This is a genomic window from Kribbella sp. NPDC056861 (genome assembly GCF_040687575.1).
GTDB lineage: Bacteria > Actinomycetota > Actinomycetes > Propionibacteriales > Kribbellaceae > Kribbella.
Genome location: NZ_JBFBNQ010000012.1, coordinates 73,950 through 91,645 on the forward strand (window position 1 = coordinate 73,950; position 17,696 = coordinate 91,645).

General features: G+C 64.0%; 14 protein-coding genes and 1 other RNA gene. 6 read left to right on the top strand and 9 right to left on the bottom strand.

Going from position 1 to position 17,696, the window contains the following annotated elements:
- Positions 1-8: 8 nt before the first annotated feature.
- The 3 genes from AB0P21_RS40655 to AB0P21_RS40665 form a co-directional block, all read right to left on the bottom strand.
- On the bottom strand, positions 9-2,780 hold the full coding sequence (locus AB0P21_RS40655) for a hypothetical protein (protein WP_363704792.1): 2,772 nt from the start codon (positions 2,778-2,780) through the stop codon (positions 9-11).
- Positions 2,781-2,962: 182 nt separating this feature from the next.
- Positions 2,963-4,183, bottom strand: coding sequence for an MFS transporter (locus tag AB0P21_RS40660; protein ID WP_363704794.1), 1,221 nt, complete (start codon positions 4,181-4,183; stop codon positions 2,963-2,965).
- Complete coding sequence (locus AB0P21_RS40665) at positions 4,180-4,743, bottom strand: helix-turn-helix domain-containing protein (protein WP_363704796.1); 564 nt, start codon at positions 4,741-4,743, stop codon at positions 4,180-4,182. Before AB0P21_RS40665 ends, AB0P21_RS40660 begins: the two co-directional genes overlap by 4 nt.
- A gap of 97 nt (positions 4,744-4,840) precedes the next feature.
- On the opposite strand from AB0P21_RS40665, the gene AB0P21_RS40670 reads away from it, so the two are divergent.
- Together AB0P21_RS40670 and rnpB are read left to right on the top strand one after the other, a co-directional pair.
- Positions 4,841-5,209, top strand: coding sequence for a DUF952 domain-containing protein (locus AB0P21_RS40670; protein WP_363704798.1), 369 nt, complete (start codon positions 4,841-4,843; stop codon positions 5,207-5,209).
- Positions 5,210-5,216: 7 nt separating this feature from the next.
- Positions 5,217-5,620: RNase P RNA component class A (gene rnpB / locus AB0P21_RS40675), an RNA gene on the top strand.
- Here rnpB and AB0P21_RS40680 read toward each other — a convergent pair.
- Positions 5,621-6,100 (bottom strand): GNAT family N-acetyltransferase, encoded by a 480-nt coding sequence (locus tag AB0P21_RS40680; RefSeq protein WP_363704800.1) that lies wholly within the window; start codon positions 6,098-6,100, stop codon positions 5,621-5,623.
- A gap of 52 nt (positions 6,101-6,152) precedes the next feature.
- Between AB0P21_RS40680 and AB0P21_RS40685 the strand changes: the two genes are divergently transcribed.
- Entirely contained in the window at positions 6,153-6,719 is a 567-nt protein-coding gene (locus AB0P21_RS40685) for a TetR/AcrR family transcriptional regulator (RefSeq protein ID WP_363704802.1), read from the top strand.
- Here the strand turns inward: AB0P21_RS40685 and AB0P21_RS40690 are convergent.
- The 4 genes from AB0P21_RS40690 to AB0P21_RS40705 all read right to left on the bottom strand — a co-directional run bounded on the left by AB0P21_RS40690 (position 6,708) and on the right by AB0P21_RS40705 (position 11,359).
- Positions 6,708-8,144, bottom strand: a complete 1,437-nt coding sequence (locus AB0P21_RS40690) for an RNB domain-containing ribonuclease (RefSeq protein ID WP_363704804.1) — start codon at positions 8,142-8,144, stop codon at positions 6,708-6,710. The genes AB0P21_RS40685 and AB0P21_RS40690 overlap by 12 nt on opposite strands.
- Positions 8,145-8,194: 50 nt before the next feature.
- Positions 8,195-9,325: a bifunctional RNase H/acid phosphatase gene (locus AB0P21_RS40695; RefSeq protein WP_363704806.1), complete on the bottom strand. Its 1,131-nt coding sequence runs from the start codon at positions 9,323-9,325 to the stop codon at positions 8,195-8,197.
- Positions 9,322-9,930, bottom strand: coding sequence for a C4-type zinc ribbon domain-containing protein (locus AB0P21_RS40700; RefSeq protein WP_363704808.1), 609 nt, complete (start codon positions 9,928-9,930; stop codon positions 9,322-9,324). The genes AB0P21_RS40695 and AB0P21_RS40700 overlap by 4 nt, the downstream gene beginning before the upstream one ends.
- Before the next feature lie 295 nt (positions 9,931-10,225).
- Positions 10,226-11,359, bottom strand: coding sequence for a Nif3-like dinuclear metal center hexameric protein (locus tag AB0P21_RS40705; protein WP_363704810.1), 1,134 nt, complete (start codon positions 11,357-11,359; stop codon positions 10,226-10,228).
- A gap of 209 nt (positions 11,360-11,568) precedes the next feature.
- On the opposite strand from AB0P21_RS40705, the gene AB0P21_RS40710 reads away from it, so the two are divergent.
- The 3 genes from AB0P21_RS40710 (at position 11,569) to AB0P21_RS40720 (ending at position 17,020) form a co-directional block, all read left to right on the top strand.
- On the top strand, positions 11,569-15,483 hold the full coding sequence (locus tag AB0P21_RS40710) for an ATP-binding protein (protein WP_363704812.1): 3,915 nt from the start codon (positions 11,569-11,571) through the stop codon (positions 15,481-15,483).
- Between the two features lie 912 nt (positions 15,484-16,395).
- A complete protein-coding gene (locus tag AB0P21_RS40715) occupies positions 16,396-16,641 on the top strand; it encodes a hypothetical protein (protein ID WP_363704814.1) in 246 nt (81 codons plus the stop codon).
- A gap of 22 nt (positions 16,642-16,663) precedes the next feature.
- On the top strand, positions 16,664-17,020 hold the full coding sequence (locus AB0P21_RS40720) for an NUDIX domain-containing protein (protein WP_363704816.1): 357 nt from the start codon (positions 16,664-16,666) through the stop codon (positions 17,018-17,020).
- A 435-nt stretch (positions 17,021-17,455) separates the two neighbouring features.
- On the opposite strand, the gene AB0P21_RS40725 is transcribed toward AB0P21_RS40720, so the two are convergent.
- On the bottom strand, positions 17,456-17,696 hold a 241-nt coding region (locus tag AB0P21_RS40725), incomplete at its 5' end, for a hypothetical protein (protein ID WP_363704819.1).

Sequence of the window (17,696 nt, forward strand, 5' to 3'; positions counted from 1 at the left end):
CGTGCTCCTCAGTTGTTGATCAAGTCGAATTGTTCCCACGGGCCGATCGCGTCCCTGTTCGCGATCAGTGCGGCAGCGCCGCCGTTCTCCGCGCAGACGAGCTTGCTGTTGACCTGTGCCCGGAAGCTGACCGTGCCGTCGCCGTTGCGGATCAGCTGGAAGGTCTCCCAGGACCCGACCGCCTGGTTCTTGGCCAGCAACGGTCCGGCGCCCGCGTTGTCCGCGGCAACCAAGAGGTTGTTGGCCTTGGCCCGCAGCGACACGTTGCCGCCGCCGAGGTCGGTGAGCTCGTACTGCTGGGCGGTGCCGTTGGTGGTGCTGTCCGCGATCAGCGGCGTACCGGTTCCGGCAGTCACGTACTTGCCGTTGGCCTTGGCGCGAAGGCTGATCGTGCCGGTGCCCGGAGTCTGCTTGGGCAAGCCGATGGTGGCCTTGTCCCAGCGGCGGGCGGCCGTGGCCGGAGTACCTGTGAGGGCTTGGAAAGGTTGGATTGCGGTGCCGGTTTTCTCCACCAGATAGGACTTGCCCGACTGTGCCGGGATGGTGAAGGTGGCGTTGGTCTGCGGACCGACGACCGTGGCCCGGGTCTGCCCGTCGAACACAGTGACGCTTTGTCCCGGCCACGGACTCCGGACGACGAGTTGCTGGCTGGCGCCCGACGAGATGGCGACCGTGGTGGGGCTGCCACCGGCGATCTGCACGTGCACCTTCGATTTGTGGCCGATGGCAACCGTTCCTTCGCCGGTCCAGTCGGCCGGCCAGGACGGAGCGATCCGCAGTACGCCGTCGTAGTCGGTGGCCAGCGCCTCGGCGACGGTGGTCGCGAGGACACCTGACTGCTCGATATAGGGCTCGAAGGCCTGCTGCGCGGTGAAGCTGGCCATGCCGGACGGATAGACCTGGTACGACCGGATCGCCGCGAGCAGCGCGGTCTTCATCTCACTCGGCATCCCGAGCCGGGCGGCGTGCAGCGGGTCGTAGCTCCAGTCGTTGCCGTTGACATAGCTGCGATGGGTGAAGGTCCGGCGGCCGACCGCGGTCAGCGGCCCGTTGTCGCCGATCAGGTTGAACGGCCAGACCGCTTCGAGGCCGATGTTCTCGCTGTTGTGCCGGGCCGCCGTCGGCTGGGTGGAGAGCCCGATCATGGTGTTGCCATTGGCATCGGAGGCCGGAGTCAGCAACTGGGTCTGAGTGGCCGTGTCTGTCCGCGGTAGCGTCTGCAGCCTCGGGATTGCCGCGTTGAGCTGACTGACCAGAGCCGGGTCGACATTGAGGGTCTGGGCAGCCTTCACCGCGATCGGGAAGAAGGCCTGCATCGCCGCGATGTCGGTGGTCGGGTCGGTGACACCCCACTGGGTCTCGTGCGCGTTCGAGAAGGTGTGCAGCTTGCCGTCGGCACCTGTGGTCGCATGCGAGAGCAGGAACTGCGCCGCGCCCTTGATCAACGGGTAGTTGGCCTGCAGGAAGGCCCGGTCGTCGGTCATCCGGTAGTGCTCCCAGACCCACAACCCGATCTCCGCCCCGGTGGTGACCGTGAGCGAGTTGTACGTCGGGGTGATGGTCGAGTCACACGAACCGTTGTCGGTGCCACCGTTGTAGGTGCCGTTGCCGTTGAACCGCATCGTCTCCGGCACGCACAGGCCCTGCCTGCCTGGCATCTGGGTGCTGGTCCACGACTGGATCGCACCGAGGTTGTCCTTGTACAACCGAAACATCGGATCGTTCAGCCCTGGCAGACCCGCCGAGAGATTGGCCGCGACTTGCATGCGGAGATTCCAGAACCAGTAGCCGGACGGATACCAGTCGCGCCGGTCCTGCGAGAAGGTGAAGAGATCGGCGACCCCGGCCTGCGATCCCGGCAGCACGCCACGGCTCTGGGCCGCGCTCGCGTACAGGAAGATCGTCCGCAGGTTCTCCACATAGTCACCGGTGCCGTCGGCCGAGCTGATCTTGATCAGGCCGGCTTGAGCCCAGTAGTTGTGCCACCACTGCAGATGCGCGTCCCGTACTTCGTTCGCCGGGCGAGTAGCCGCGCCGTTCAGTACTGCGGTGGCGGTGGCGATCGAGTCGCCACCGGTCCAGGTCGGTGCCGCGACGACCACGCGGAACGAGCCATCGGTGTTGGGGTGGAAGGCGACCTGCGCGGTCAGTGAGTTGGGCGTCGAGCCGACCACGTTGCGGCCTCCGGCAGTGACGCCGGCGAGCGATCCGAAGGTGCGACCGGATGCGCCGGCGCCGTTGTTGTCGACCCAGGTCTCGGCGAGTGCGGCGACTGCGCCCGAGGCGCGGGCGGTCGGCGTACGGCCGCTCCAGATTCTGACCTGTGCGGTCTGGGTCGCGTTGGGATCGGCGCCGGTGACGTCGACGACCAACTGCTGGGTGTCCGCGCGGATGAACGCGGTCAGGGTCATGCCGCCGCCGCTTTGGCGCAGCATTCCGTCGTACAGGTCGAGGCGGCCGCTGAAGTCGGCGGCGCTGGTCAGCCGGGACAGGCCCGGGATGACCACCTGGCCGAGTGATTTGCGGTCGGGGAAGGTATCGGTGCGATTGAGTTGGGCGGTGAACCCGTCGGCGGACCACACCGCCGCACCGAGCGCGCCGTTGCCCAGTGGGAGCGAATCGGCCGGCGCCGGGTTGGCGCGGCCGAGCACGATGTCGGAGCGGCGGACCAGATTGGGTTTGTCGACGACGAAGGAGCCGTTCTGCCAGGCCGTGGTCCCCGGTGCTGCCGTCGCGGTGGGTCCGCCGGTGGCCAGTGATCCGGCCAGCACCGCTGTCACCAGCAGCAGTCTGGGCAGAGCTCTGGCCAGAACTTTCGGTCTGTACTTCGGCAGGTTTTTGGGCAGACGGGATCGCAGGAGGGTGTTCATCGGATCTCTCCTGGAGATGGTGCGGACCTATGACCTGGGGGCGGAGAGGATCACAGGTAGACATCGGATCTTTCTGTGCTCACCCTCCGCTGTCAAGACCTCACTGGTTCCGGAACCACCAGCCGCGCGGCCGGAACAGCCAGCAGGGCTGCCGCGACCAGGAAGGCGGCTGCCGGTGCGGTGACGACCGCGAGGTGCCCGAGGACGACAGCGCCGACTGCGCCCGAGAGTTGCAACAGGAGCGATTGCACGGACACCACCGTCGCGCGCTCGGCCGTCGTCACCTGGCTGTGCAGCAACTGCGCCACCGGGCCGGCCGCGATCCCGAAGCCGACGAACATCAGCAGATAGGCGACTGCGGCGGCAAGGATCCCCGCGAACCCGCTCATCGCAATCGCGACCGCCATCGCCGCCAGCGCAAGCACGCTGACGCCGTACCCGGTGAGGCTGACCGCGCGCACCGATCCGAGGCGACGCAGCAGTGCCGCACTCAGCCCACTCCCGAAGGCGTCCGCGGCGAACCCGATGGCAGCCACCAACCCGTACGCGAGCACTCCTCGATCAGCCGATCCGGCCAGCTCGGCCAGTCGGCCGGGGGTCAGCAACTCGATCACCGACAAGGTGACGCCCATCCCCGCGCTGACCATCAGGATCCGGGTCAGCGCCAGGTTCCGTACTGCGAGGCGCACGCCGCCCGCGATCACCGCAGGCACACCACGCACGATGCTGCGCAAGGTCGTGGCCTCGTACTTCGACTCAGGCATCGCCACCAGCGTCACGACCAGGAGCACCGCCTCGGCGCCGACGGCGATCAGCACCGGCACCACGAGACTCACTCCGAGACCCACCGGAATCAGCGCACCGGCGACCGTCCCGACAGCCAGCGCGACCGAGGACGCCATCACGCCCACGGACAAGCCGCGAGTCAGCTCGGCGGCATCGTCGGGCGCCTGATCGACGTACCAGGCCTCGATCGGGCCACTGCCGAGGGCACGACCCACGCCCCGCAGCACGCTGGAGATCGCCAGCAGCCAGAGCGAATCGACCAGCCCGAAGAGCAGCAGGCCGGCCAGGTTGGCGGTGGCCGATGCGATCATCATCGGCCGTCGGCCGATCACATCGGCGAGACCACCGGTCGGCAACTCGAGCAGCATGATGGTCGCGGAGTAGGCGACCCCGAGGGTGGCGACGGTGGTCACCCCGATCCCCCGCTCCAGCAGGAGAAGGACCATCACCGGGATGAAGAGACCGGTCGGCAGCCAGGTGAGGAAGCTGATCAGGGCGTAGCGCCGCCGAGCGGCCTGCGCGGTCATGACGCCTCCGGGCGCGGGAACCCGGCGACGACAACCGAGACTCGGCGCGCCTCCGCGTTATCTGCGTCGCGGGCCTTCAACTCTTCGACGTGCGAGTAGAACCGCTCCCAGAGCTTGTTGACCGACTCGGCGCTGAGCTTGACCAGCAGATCGCCGATACCGGCCGCGTCGATCCACTCCGGCGGCAAGGTGTCCTGGAGCTGCTCGAACGACTCGACATCGGCCTGCAGGATCCCGGCCTGCCTGCGCCGCATCCAGTCCGCCGCAGTACGGCCCTCGGGTGTCGCGCCGACCTCGGTGTTCTTCCAGGTGGTGGTCGCGTGAACGGCCTGCCAGTGCCGGGCTCGCGGATGTCCGTCGACCGCGATCTCCTCGACGAACCCGTACTGCGCCAGCTTCCGCAGGTGGTAGCTCGTCGCCCCCGTGTCGGTGGCGAACAGCCGGGCCAACTCGGTCGCGGTCGCCGGACCGTCCGCTCGCAGTACGGCGAGCATCCGGACCCGCAACGGGTGGGTCAATGCCTTCAGCTCTTCGCCGCTGTGGACCTCGCGCTCGCTCATGAATCTCACGGTAGCTCATGCAGAATAGTTTCTGCAAAGAATATTCTGCATGCGTCGCTGCCCGGTTTCCCCGGCGGCCGGGCACTAGGTTTGGAGGATGGCTTTGATCTTGCATTTGGCCTTCGCTGACCAGTGGGAAGCGGCACGGCAGGCCGGCAGCTATCGGTGGTCCACCCGGGGCAAGTCGCTCGACGACGGCGCCGCGTTCATCCACTGTTCCCGGCCGGAGCAGGTCGCGCTGGTCGCGAACTCGTTCTACTTGGACGTGACCGAGCCGCTGGTCCTGCTGGTGATCGACACCGAGCTGCTGGTGTCGGCGTTGTGCGACGAGGATCTGGACGCGGTCGGCATCACCTTCCCGCACCTCTACGGTCCGCTGAACCTGGACGCGGTGGTCGACGTCCGGCCGTACGAGCGGGCCGCCGACGGCCGATACCCGGAAGTGAGCGCGCAGGCCCTATCCTGAGAGCGAACGGGCCGGTCGGGCGATCGCGTCGTTCACCGGCAACGGTGAACGCCGAGGAAAGTCCGGACTCCACAGGGCAACGTGGTGGGTAACGCCCACCCGGGGCAACCCGCGGGACAGTGCCACAGAGAACAGACCGCCAGCGGCCTGGATGGACCCCGTGGTTCATTCAGGTGCGGGTGAGGGTGAAACGGTGGTGTAAGAGACCACCAGCTCCGCAGGTGACTGCGGAGGCTAGGTAAACCCCACGTGGAGCAAGGCCAAGAAGGACGACGGGCAACCGCCGTCCGCGTGAGCGCTCGAGGGCTGCCCGCCCGAGCTCGCGGGTAGGCTGCTAGAGGTGCCCGGCAACGGTCACCGTAGATAGATGATCGCCTATTACAGGATCCGGCTTACAGACCGGCCCGTTCACTACAGCACGAGTTCGTAGTTCTGGCTCAGCAACCCGGACCCGAACAGGTCGTGCGGCTCCTCGCTGGTCAGCTCGAAGCCGCGCGCCAGGTAGATGTGGCGGGCGGCAACCAACGGGTCGTTCGTCCACAGCACCATCCGCCGGTAGCCGGCCTCCCGCGCGAAGGCCAGGCAGGTGTCGACGAGCCGCGCGCCGAGTCCTTGCCCGCGACTCGACGGATGCAGCAACAGCAGCCGGAGCTTCGCCGTACTCTCGTCCGGGCCGCGTACGCAGAAGACACTGCCGACCCGCTCGCCTTCGTGCTCGGCGATCCACGCGGTCTCCCGGGTCGGGTCGTGGTCCTTGCCGAAGTCCGCGACGATCTGCGCCACCAGCGCCTCGTACTCCATCCCCCACCCGTACTCCGCGCCGTACAACTCCCCGTGCGCCTGCACCACCCAGCCGAGATCGCCCGGCTCGCCAAGTCGCCTGATCCGCATCGACACCACCCGCTCTACTGACACGACTGTTTCAGTCAGCGATACTAGCCGGGTGGCCACCCCGAAACCAGTCCCCTCCGCGCGGGAGACCGAACTGCTGGAGCTTGCCTACGCGTACTCGCTGAGCCACGGGCTGGCCGACCTCTCGCTCCGGCCGCTCGCGACGGCGATCGGTTCGAGTCCGCGGGTGCTGCTGTTCCTGTTCGGCAGCAAGGACGGGCTGATCCGTGCTCTGCTCGCCCGCGCGCGCAGCGACGAGCTCGATCTGCTGCAGACCATCACCAGCCAGTACGCCGAACCGCCGGGTCTGACCGTCGTCGCGGAAGAACTCTGGACCTGGCTGGCCGCCGAGGAGCGCCGCCCGCTGATGAAGCTCTGGGTGGAGGCCTACGGGCGATCGCTGGTCGCGCCCGACGGTCCGTGGGCAGACTTCGCCCGGTCGACGGTGGACGACTGGCTCGAGTTGCTGAAGTCCGTGCAGGCCGGCAGGGACGGCAAAGCCGCGCAGGCTCGGCGTACCGGAGTACTGGCGATCCTGCGCGGCGGGTTGCTCGATCTGTTGGCTACCGGAGACACCGCTCGTACGACGGCAGCGGTGTTGGCGGCGTTAAGGGGCTAGCTCGAAAGCCACCGTGCGCTTGGCGATGTCGGCCTCGGTGAGCTTGACGCGGACCGGCTGGCCGAGCGGCAGGGTCGCAGTACCGGTGACTCGGCCTTCGATCGCGACCGTGGAGAGAGCGACGATGCCGCGGGTCGAGTCGCGGTCGTCGACGTCGGTGATGACGCCGTCGAAGATCGAGCCGACCTGCTCGGCGACCAGGCCGGCCTCGACCATGCTGACGATGGATCGCTCGTAGGCGTGGGCCTTGCGGGCGCACTCCTCCATGATCTTCGGGATCTCGTCCATCGACTCGCGGACCCACTGCGGGACCTCGGTGTCGGCGCACAGCGCGACGCAGATCTCGCTGGTCCAACGGTCCACCAACCGGCGTAGTGGCGCGGTGCAGTGCGCGTACTCCGACTTCATCGCGGCGTGCTCCGGCTGGGCGGGCACGCCACCCGAAAAGGCCGTGTAGCCGGCGCCGCGGAACAGCACGGTGCAGGCCGCGAGCATCGCCGCATGGGCCGGCACCTTGGGGTCGAGCCCGTGGATGAACTCGGCGTACGACGTACCGACCGGCCACGGGATGCCCAGCGCCTTGGCGGTGTTCTCCAGCTTGCGGCGCAGGTCGTCGTGCGACTCGGGCAGCGTGCGCAGGATGCCGATCTCGCCGTACATCATCAGGTGCGCGGCGGCCATCCCGGTGAGCAGTGAGATCTGCGCGTTCCAACCCTCGACCGGCAGCGGCGCACGGAACTCCAGCGACCACTCGCCGTCGGTGGTGACGACCTCCTGGTCGGGGATGGGCAGGTTGACCCCGCCGCGCTCCAGTTCGCGCTGCTCGCGCAGCTTGCCGACCTCGCGCAGCAGTTGCAGCGACTCCGACGCAGTACCAGCGTCCAGGTCCTTCTGCACACCGGCGTAGCTGAGCTTGGCGCGCGATTTCACCAGGGCGCGCTTGACCGTGACGTCGGTGCCCTCACCGGTCGCGTCGACGGCGATCTGCCAGAGCAGCGCGGGCCGGACCTCGTCGGCCAGCAGCGACGCGGCGCTCTCGGAAAGCTCCGGCGGGTGCAGCGGCGTGCGCTTGTCGGGCGCGTAGAGCGTCTCGCCCCGCTTCCGCGCCTCGACGTCGATCGGGTCACCCGGCTGGACGAACGCGGCGACGTCGGCGATCGCGTAGTACACCGTGTAGCCGTCGCCGGCGCGCTCGATGAAGACGGCCTGGTCGAGGTCCATCGAGTCCGGCGGGTCGATCGTGACGAACTCGAGGTCGGTCCGGTCCAGCTCCGGCAGCCGCGGGTTCTTCGCCGCGGCCAAGGCGGCCTGCACCACCTCGGCCGGAAACTCCGCCGGCACCTCGAGCTCTCGTCTGATGTCCTGCAACGAGGCCCGGAAGACCTCCGGAACCTCTTCGGCGAAATGCACCCTCTGCAACGGCACGCGCTACTCCGTCCATCCGCCAGGCACCCCGTCGTGCGTGGCCTCTGGGGTCAGACTAGTGCGGGTTGCACGTTAAAGGACTTCAGGGACGCCAGGCCGTCGGCGTACCAGTGGATCTCGGTCAGTGTGGCTGGGGCCAGCTCCATCCGGAACAGCGAGTTCATCGGGGCCTGCAGCACCGAGCGGACCATCAGTTTGATCGGCGTCACATGGGTCACCACCAGCACCGTCTTGCCGGGGTACGCCGCCAGGATGCCGTCCCGCGCCGACCGGGCCCGCCGGGCACACGCGTCGAACGACTCGCCACCGGGCGGCGCGACCGTGGTCGACTCCAGCCAGGCGTTCAGCGCGTCCGGCCACTTCTCCTGCACCTCGGCGAAGGTGTGCCCGTCCCAGTCGCCGAACGAGCACTCCACCCAGTTCTTCTCGACCTTCACGTCGAGCCCGAGCGCCTCCGCGACCACGCCGGCGGTCTGCCGGGTGCGTGTCATCGGTGAGCTGACGATCGCGTCGATGCCACCCCGCTTCAGCAGGTACTGCGCTGCCGCCGTCGCCTGGCCCTGCCCGATCTCGCTCAGCGCCGGGTCCTCGCCGCCCGACCCGGAGAACCGCTTGTCGACGGTGTGCGCGGTCTGGCCGTGCCGCAGGAAGATCAGCTGGGTCGGCGGCTCGCCCTGCACACCCCAACCCCGCATGGCCTTCTGCTGGTCCGTGGCCTCGGCCTGCGCGGCGACCGCCGGGGCCGCCTCACTAGGGCGCAGAGGGACCGGCTTGCCGTCGAGCGCCATGTTGGCCAGCGCGTCGGCGGCCGAGTTCTGGGCGCGCGGCACCCAGGTCCACTCGGTGCCGAACGGCGCGAGCCCCTGCGCCTTGATCGCCAGCGGCTTCATGTCCGGGTGCTTGATCTTCCAGCGCCCGGCCATCTGCTCGATCACCAGCTTGGAGTCCATCCGGACCTCGATCGAGGCGTCCGGCGTGTACTCCCGGGCCAGCTCCAGCCCGGCGATCAGCCCGCTGTACTCCGCGACGTTGTTGGTCGCGACGCCGATCGTGACGCCCTTCTGGACGATCACCGCACCGGTCGCCGGGTCACGCACCAGCGCGCCGTACGAGGCCGGCCCCGGGTTGCCCCGGGAGCCGCCGTCGGCCTCGACGATGACGTGCGACGGGCCGTTGCTCACAGGGTGGTCTCCGGCGTCCGGACCAGGATCCGGCCGCATTCCTCGTGCCGCAGTACGACGTCGGCCGGGGTGGTCTTGATGATGCTCAGCTCCGACGGCGGCAGCTCCATCCGGCAGCCCATGCAGCGCTTGCCGACCAGCGGTCCGGCGCCGATGCCGCCGTTGCGCTCGCGCACCTTCAGGTAGAGCGCGACCAGGTCGTCCGGCAGCTCGGCGGCCACGGTGGCGCGCTGGTCGCCGACGGTCGCGCGCTGCTCGTCGAGCTCCTTGAGGGTCGCGTCCCGGGTCGCCTCCAGCTCGCTCTGCCGGCCGGCGAACGCGTCCGCGCGGACCTGCAGCTCGGCCTGCACGACCTCGGCCGCCTCCAGCCGCTCCATCACCTCGAGCTCGGCGTCCTCCAGGTCGGAGATCCGGCGGTCCAGCGAACCGATCTCGTGCTGCAGGTTCTCCAGGTCGCGCGGCGAGGTGACCTGACCGGAGTCCATCCGCTGCTGGTTGCGGTTCTTGCGCTGGCGGACCTGGTCGACATCGCTGTCGGCCTTCTTCTGCTCCCGCTTCAGGTCGCTGACCTCGGTGTCGGCGGTGACCAGCTCGCCGTCGACCACCGACTTCTCCTTCGCCAGCTCGGCCAGCGCGGCGTGCTCGGGCAGCGACTTGCGCTTGTGCGCGACCTGATCCAGCTGCAGGTCGAGGTCCTGCAGGTCCAGTAACCGGCGTTGGACAGCGGGCTCGGCGTTCAGGGTCGGCTCCTTAGATCGCGTTCAGTTGTCAGCCGTGCACCGGGGTCAGAGCCGTGTCGGCGCAGAGCGTCAAGATGTGAGTCTCCACGCTACCGCCCCTCCTGGGCAAGGCAGCAAACCGCCCGGCCCGACGGTCCTGCGGGAGGTCCTACAGGCGGTTCTACAGGTGCAGCGTCCAGGCGTCGGTGCAGGTGGTGGAGACGTGGGTTTCGACGCTCCGGCCGGTGGCGGCGAGACCTTCCTGCAGCAGCCGCTCGGCGTCCTTCAGCCACGGCCACTCGCTGGCCCAGTGCGCGACATCGACGAGCGCCGGACCTTCGTCGTACGCACGCGCCTCGGTGGCCGGGTGGTGCCTGAGATCCGCTGTCACATAGGCGTCGACGCCGGCCCGGCGTACCCGCTCGAACTCCGAGTCACCCGCTCCCCCGACTACGGCGACCGACTCGATCAGCCGCTCAGGATCCCCCGACACCCGTACTCCGTGCTCGGTCCGCGGCAACCGCTCAGCCACCAAGGCCGCGAACTCGCTCAGCTTGAGCGGCTCCCGCAGTACGCCGATCCGCCCGCCACCCCGGTTGCTCGGCAGACTCGCCATCTCGAACACGTCGTACGCCGGCTCCTCGTACGAGTGAGCCCGCCTGAGCGCCTCGACGACCGCCCGGCGCTTGTTCCTCGGCAGCACCATCTCAACTCGATCCTCGACCACCCGCTCGACCTCACCGACCTGGCCGATCGTCGGCTTGGCCCCGTCGAGCGGCCTGAAGGTCCCCTCACCCGTGGAACTCCAAGCAGCCCGGTCGTAGTCCCCGATCTGCCCCGCCCCGGCTCTGGCGAGCGCATCGATCATCGCGTGCGTCTCCCCCACCGGCACGTAGACCACGATCTTGTCCATCGCCTCAGCCGGCATCGCCTTCAACGGTGAGGCGTCCTGCAACGTCAAGGCTGCAGCCAGCGCGTCACTCACGCCAGGGTTGGCGTTGTCCGCGTTGGTATGACAGACGTGCAACGCAGTGCTGCTGCGGATCAGGTCGTGAATGACCCGCCCCTTAGGCGTAGTGGCCGCAACGCTGTTGACGCCCTTGAGGAGCAGTGGGTGATGGGTCACCAGCAGGTCGAACCCACCGTCGATCGCCTCGTCCACCACCACCCGCATCGGATCCACCGCGAACAGCACCCGGCGTACCGGCTGCTCCGGGTCACCCGTCACCAGCCCGACCGCGTCCCAAGTCTCCGCCCACGACGGGTCGTACAGCCGATCGAGGACACCAACCACATCAGCAAGAGTTGACTTCACATCCCCATCTTGCAGCACGTGCCCACACCTGCTTAGCGGATAGCCCGTTCGCCAGGCGCTGTTCCACATCAACTTTGCCGGCGTCCCGCAAGTGCTACGACCACCTGCTCAGTCCGCCGTACGAAATCGACAGATTCTGATCCCCGAACAGAACCATCGATAGCCAAACGAAGGTGTTCAAGCAGCAGTGAGATTGGTACCCTCAACTGATGACACAGACCGCTCAAGACGCAGCACGTGAACTAATGGACGGCCGCGTCCGAGCACTCAAGCCAGCACTCGCGGCGGTTAGCAAGAAATTTGACGCGGCCGGTGAAAGTGAACTGCTGCGCGCGATCGGAGATGCTAATCGAAATGATAGGCCAATCCTCGGCCTACTTCTCGCAGAGAAGATTCTCCAGCGTGCATTCATAACCGGCTCGATGTCAGCGCTCGCTGACTTTGTATTTCGTTTCGCTATCCACCTAAAAGCAAGTGTTGGAATTCGGGGACTCACCCCAGTCGACCGATTAGCGCTAGCCACTGGCTCATCAGAACTGCTTAATATAACACCTAAACTACGACGCCACAAAGACGAAGTCGACAACATAATAGAGCGCCTCCCGAACATACCCGATGATCGCGTCGGGTGGAGACGACAGTTCGCAATGGATCATGAAGATTTCCATCTCAGGATCGGGATATTTACCGCGGCACTGAGGTCCACTGAGAAGACTCGCCACGATCCACATACTCCTATCATGCGTCCGGCATTTTCTGGTGCCAAGAGCACCGGAGACTCTATTGCGCCCCCGTGGCTCAAACTGTCCGTTAGTCGAGAGGACACCTTCGCAGAAGGTGGTCGCAATTGGCCAGCACTCAGCTCAAGCGAAGAAGAGGCATTTGATCTTGCTGGCGCATGGCGCTTGTTTGAGGAAGCCAACTACACCGAGGCTCAACGCGCAATTTGGAATATATTCGCCTCCGTTGGCGCAACTTGGGGACCAAATTCGTCTCCAGACGGCGCCAGAGCATGGAATTGGCTTCGACTGCTATGGCTCCTAGCACAAGAGGAGGAGGACTCGCTCAGAAATCGGCGACGAGCCCTCCTTTCAGCCATCGAGGCGGCCAAACGCAGCGTCCCAGCCAACGAAACCCTCACAAACTGGCTAGCCGACGAGGTACTACGCGACTACGTCGCCGCAACACCTGCCATGCAGAGCAATTGGGCCGTTCATACTGCGCGCACGATATTTGCCGTTGACGCGGACGCGCTCGCTATCTACGACAACGTAACAAAGGTCAAACTTCGAGAAGCATGGCAGTTGCGATTCGGTAGCATTGTCGACAACATGCGCCAGACCCATCAGATGATTGAAGCGATTGAATCTGAGTTCAGATTCAAAATGCAAGACCTCATCACCTCTGCTCAACCAGATCCATTAGTCCACCGACGCCTTCTCGGACCGCTTCGCCGAATTGAGATATTTTTAGATGATGACGAACAAAAAGTCACGGACTCAGCCCTTCGTTTAATGCCGCTCATTTCGGCATATTTGGCCAAGGATGACATCCTTGCGAGTGATTCTAGTGCGCTTATTTCAGAGATCAAGAACTTACTGAATGAACTTTCTACCTGCGAAAGCCTGCTATTACAAGATGCTCTCGGACCAGCATTTTTCGCAATCTTAGACGCATGCTCCCAAAGACACGATGAACTAAGCTCTGGATCTAGACCCAACATCATTGCTACCTTGCTGAGTAGTCGTCTGCCACTAAGTAGCCATGTCCGGGCACCGTTCACGATTGACATTGCCCTTAGGAACGACGGCAACGCTCCTGCCGAACTAATTGAGGTGGCACTCAGCTCTAGCGATCTTCACCTAGAGAAGTCAATCCAATTAGTCGAGCGTATCGAACCCGGTGCAGAGCGCCTTATTCACTACACTGCAACCAGTCATTCAGAAGAAAGCTCTGTAATCCAGATATCCTGCGAGCTGACTTGGCGAGACCCACTCGAGCAGACCTTCTCTGCAATTGCAGATCTTAGAGCTGAGGATCAGAGGTCGGCCGCTTGGCGACCCGACGACATCAATCCTTTTAAGTTGGGCACTATATCCACACCAGATCGACTAGTAGGGCGTGATGACGATCTGGATGCCCTTGAACGTGTCATGGCGGGTGGCGGCAGTGCTGCAGTAACAGGCCTGAAGCGAGTCGGGAAGACGTCGCTCGCCAAGACGCTAGCAGCTCGACTGCGTGGCGATGGCTGGGCAACTGAGTATCTTCCGCTTGGTCAAGTTTTGACAGGCAAGCCCGCCGCTGCCGAGCTCGTAGTTGCACTAACTGAATCAATTTATGATGCTGTTCTCGATGCGTGGCAAGACGTATTAATTCCGGAACCACCTCAAGCTTCGGCCAGTTCGAATTTTGCGCGGACGTCAGGACGTTGGCTACGGCAATCAGGCAATATTCTGACCGCAAGGAATCTTCATGTATTAATTGCGCTTGATGACTTTGATGAGCTACCTAGAAGTCTCTACGAAGGGCCGGAGGCAGATGCTCTCTTCCTTTTCCTGCGAAGCATTATAGACGAACCTTGGTTAAGTCTAATGTTCATTGGCAGTGAAGTACTGCCGGCGATAATCAGTGCCCAGGCTCACAAATTGAATCAAGTCACACCATATGTCGTATCAAATTTTCAATCAGTTGAGGCGACTCGTGAATTATTGAAGGACCCTACAAACTCTCGCCTTGAATGGCAGAGTTCGGCATACAGTAGGGCGCATTTTCTCAGCGGTGGAAATCCATACTACTTAACACTTCTCGGCCAAGAAGTATGGCAACGAATGCGAGACCTTGATCGGACTTATGTAAGCAGCGGCGAGGTAGACGATGCAATGCAGCGCGTAGCAGAGTCAGCGCCCGCCACACACTTCATGCATCTATGGACCGATTCCATCGCGGGCCTTGACAGTCGATCTCGGCACTCTCTAATGACAGGAGCTGTCCTTCGCGGCATTGCTCAGGCCAGCGGTGCATCATTCACATACACTCCCATAAAAGATGCGGTCGAGATTGCTAGCGCTTCTTTCGTGGGTTCTTCTGGCACAGAACTCACGACAAGTGTTCGATCGCTCATAGATAGAGGAGTCGTCCTCTCACAGGAAAAAACTCTCCGTCTCTCGATACCATTGGCGTCAGCATGGCTACGTTCGGCCGGAGGCAGGGAGCTCGATCGCCAGTTTGCCCTTGAGCATGAGGCGAACGCCCAGTCTCAAAGTTTCTCAAGTAGTGATCTTATCAATTTGACCCGTGACGTGACCTTTGCTAGTGAGCCAATCTCAGAAATCCGGTTGAAGGCGTGGTTGGAGCAGTTCCCTCCGGAGACTCGTCACTTCGCCTTCCTTTTGGCGGAGAGGCTTCTCACGGAAGGATTCTTCTCTAATACTCGAATGACACAGGAGGTATTGCCGGCCCTAAAACTTGCTATCACAGGAACTTCCGCATGGTCGAATCGAAAGACAGACTCTGGAGGATACGGCAAGAATGCATATGTCCTCCAACATGGTATCGGCGGCGCCAGCAGCCATGCAGTGGCCACAACCCTAACTAAGATGCTGCGCATCAAAAAGACCAATGTGGTTAATCTGGAGAAATTTCTAGAAGCAACGAAAAACATCTCCTCGACGTGCATACTGATCATCGCTGACGATCTCGCCGGAACTGGATCTCAGCTCCGCGGAGTCGCAAGTGAAGCTGTAGCTCAATTCTCTTCCCTAAGCGGGCCTTGGCGAGAAAACCTTCATATTATTGTAGCCGCCGGGGTTTCGGCAGTCGATCATTTGTGGGAACCTGATGATATTCAAGCTGAAAGCGTGGTGGCCGTCCGCCTCGGCAGCCGCCTCCGCGCCTTTGACAAAGATGCGAGTATCTTCGACTCTTCAGAGGATATCGAAATTGCCTCAGATGCAATCGATGCTATCGGCCGATCTTTATCTCCGAAGGCTGCACGTGGTTTCGGAGATCTTGGACTCTTAGTCGCAACTGAAAACAATTGCCCTAATAACACTCTTCCTGTAATATGGAAGGGTGGTCGCCATGCTGGCAGACAATGGATGCCGCTGCTTGAGCGACGTTTCTGACTCTAACCACGACGCATCGCGGCTCGGAGGCAGAGCAACTCGATTCTCGCTTTGGCGCCACTCTTCAGGTCAGCTTTTCCTGATTCCTGGCTACGGAGTCCTGTAACACTACCCGAGCTGATTTTGGTACATCTCGGTGAACTAAATCAGCGCTTCCTCTGCGATATCTCAAGATTTTCGCCACCGCCTCAAGAAGACATAAAGATCGATGCCGCACAGTTACAGCTACGGCGAGCAGAGTCTGTTGCTCTTCTTTGCTACCGCTCCTGGCGATCAGTACGCCAGGCCGACAACAGCAGCCGCCGCCGGCACGGCGAGTTCCCCACCGCGGACCTCCCCGACCAACCGGCCGACCGCGACGACCACGGGGTCTCCATCACCCTGAGCCGAGCCCTGTCAACGCTCCCACCCAACCAACGCGCCGTCCTGGTACTCCGCTTCTACGCCGACCTCTCAGAACGCTAGACCGCCGAAGTACTCGGCATCGCCGTCGGCACCGTGAAGAGCCGAACCTCCCGAGCCCTGACCGCCCTGGAAGCCAGCACTGCCCTGAAAGGCCTGGAGGACCACAATGCGTGATCAGGAAGCCCGCCGCATGCTCAAGTCCGCCGTGGCCAACGTCCCCACCCCTTATGGACACCCTGCTGCACCGAGCCCGCACCTCCCGAACCCGCCACCGAGCCCTCACCTTGGCCGGAGCCTTCGCCATCGCCCTCCTGCTGGTCGGCCTAGGCGCAACAACCACCACCCTCCTCACCGAGCGCTCCCCCGTCAGCACCCAACCCTTGGGCGCCGACGCCACCCCTGAACAGGTAGTCCAGGCCTATGTAGCCGCGACAAACGCCCGAGATGAGAAAACCACCCTGCCCCTGGTGACCCGACCACGACCACGCCAACGCCCTTCGCACCTCGGTGGGCGGCATCTTCGGAGACCCCCACTGGTGGTCCAAAGCCAAACCGATCACCGACCTACGCCTGGAAGCCCCCGACAAGTTCTCCCCGGCAGAAATCGAGACCTCAGGCGCCCGCGGCTGGCAACAAGCCCTCTTCATCTGCGCGGCCTACCGCTCCAACGACGAACCCAAGCAATGGGGCTACGTCCTGGTCCGCAACACCGCCAATGAACGCTGGTCAATAACCGACGAAGGCCCCGGCTGACCAGCCGCTCTACTGTTGGCCCGTGCCGAGACTCGCGGTAAAGCTCCTACTCCTCGACCCGAACGGCCACCTACTGCTCGTCCACGCCATGGACCCGCAAACTCAAACCGAGTGCTGGTATCCAGTAGGCGGCGGCGTCGAGCCCCTCCAGGAAGCCGCGGCCCGCGAGGCCTACGAAGAGACCGGCCTGACTGACCTGCCTCCCGGTATTCCCGTCTGGCGACGCGACCACACCTACGTGTACTACGGCCGGACACTCGAGGTCCACGAAGAATGGCTGCTGCACGTGGTCGACCGCTTCGATCCAGCGCCGGCCCAACTAACCGAAGACGAAGCCCGCACCATCCCGGCTTCCACTGGTGGCAGGCCCCAGCCCTAATCACGTCGCCCGAAACGATCTACCCACCCCAACTCGGCCTTCTCCTAACAGACCTACTGACCAACGGCGTGCCAGCAAAAACCCTTCGCTATCGGCGGCTAAGTGCCCAACTGCGAGGTTGGGTACTTAGCGCCCGCTCGCACTCCGGCGGCCGAACAGTTCGGCGGAGCCGTCATCCAACAAGCCAGACGGATCTGTTGACCACCCAACAGCACGACTGCCCTCGATTCAGCGCTGCACCGAGCCCCTGTCATTACCCGAGCCCTCGCGGGTCAGCGCGTTGAGCTCGGCCGGGTTCGCGTTGGGCCGGACGATCGCGAGGTTGGCTTTGAGGCGCTAGACGCCGCGGCCGTCACGCCGTACGGCCCACCTGCATCTAGCCCCGAGCACTTCACCTCACGGACGGCAACCTCGTATGCAGGTACACCAGGAGACCTAGCGGCCCGGCGCTGCGTCAACCACAGCGGTGGCGGGACTGACTGTTGCTCTTGTCCGTTGCTCTTGTCTGTTGCTCTTGTCTGGCGCCACATGCAACGGTCCCCCCGTCGCTGCAGCAACCACAGCGGCGGAGGGACCCTGTTCTTGTTCTTGTTCTTGTTCTTGTTCTTGTTCTTGTTCTTGTTCTTGTTCTTGTTCTTGTTCTTGTTCTTGTTCTTGTTCTTGTTCTTGTTCTTGT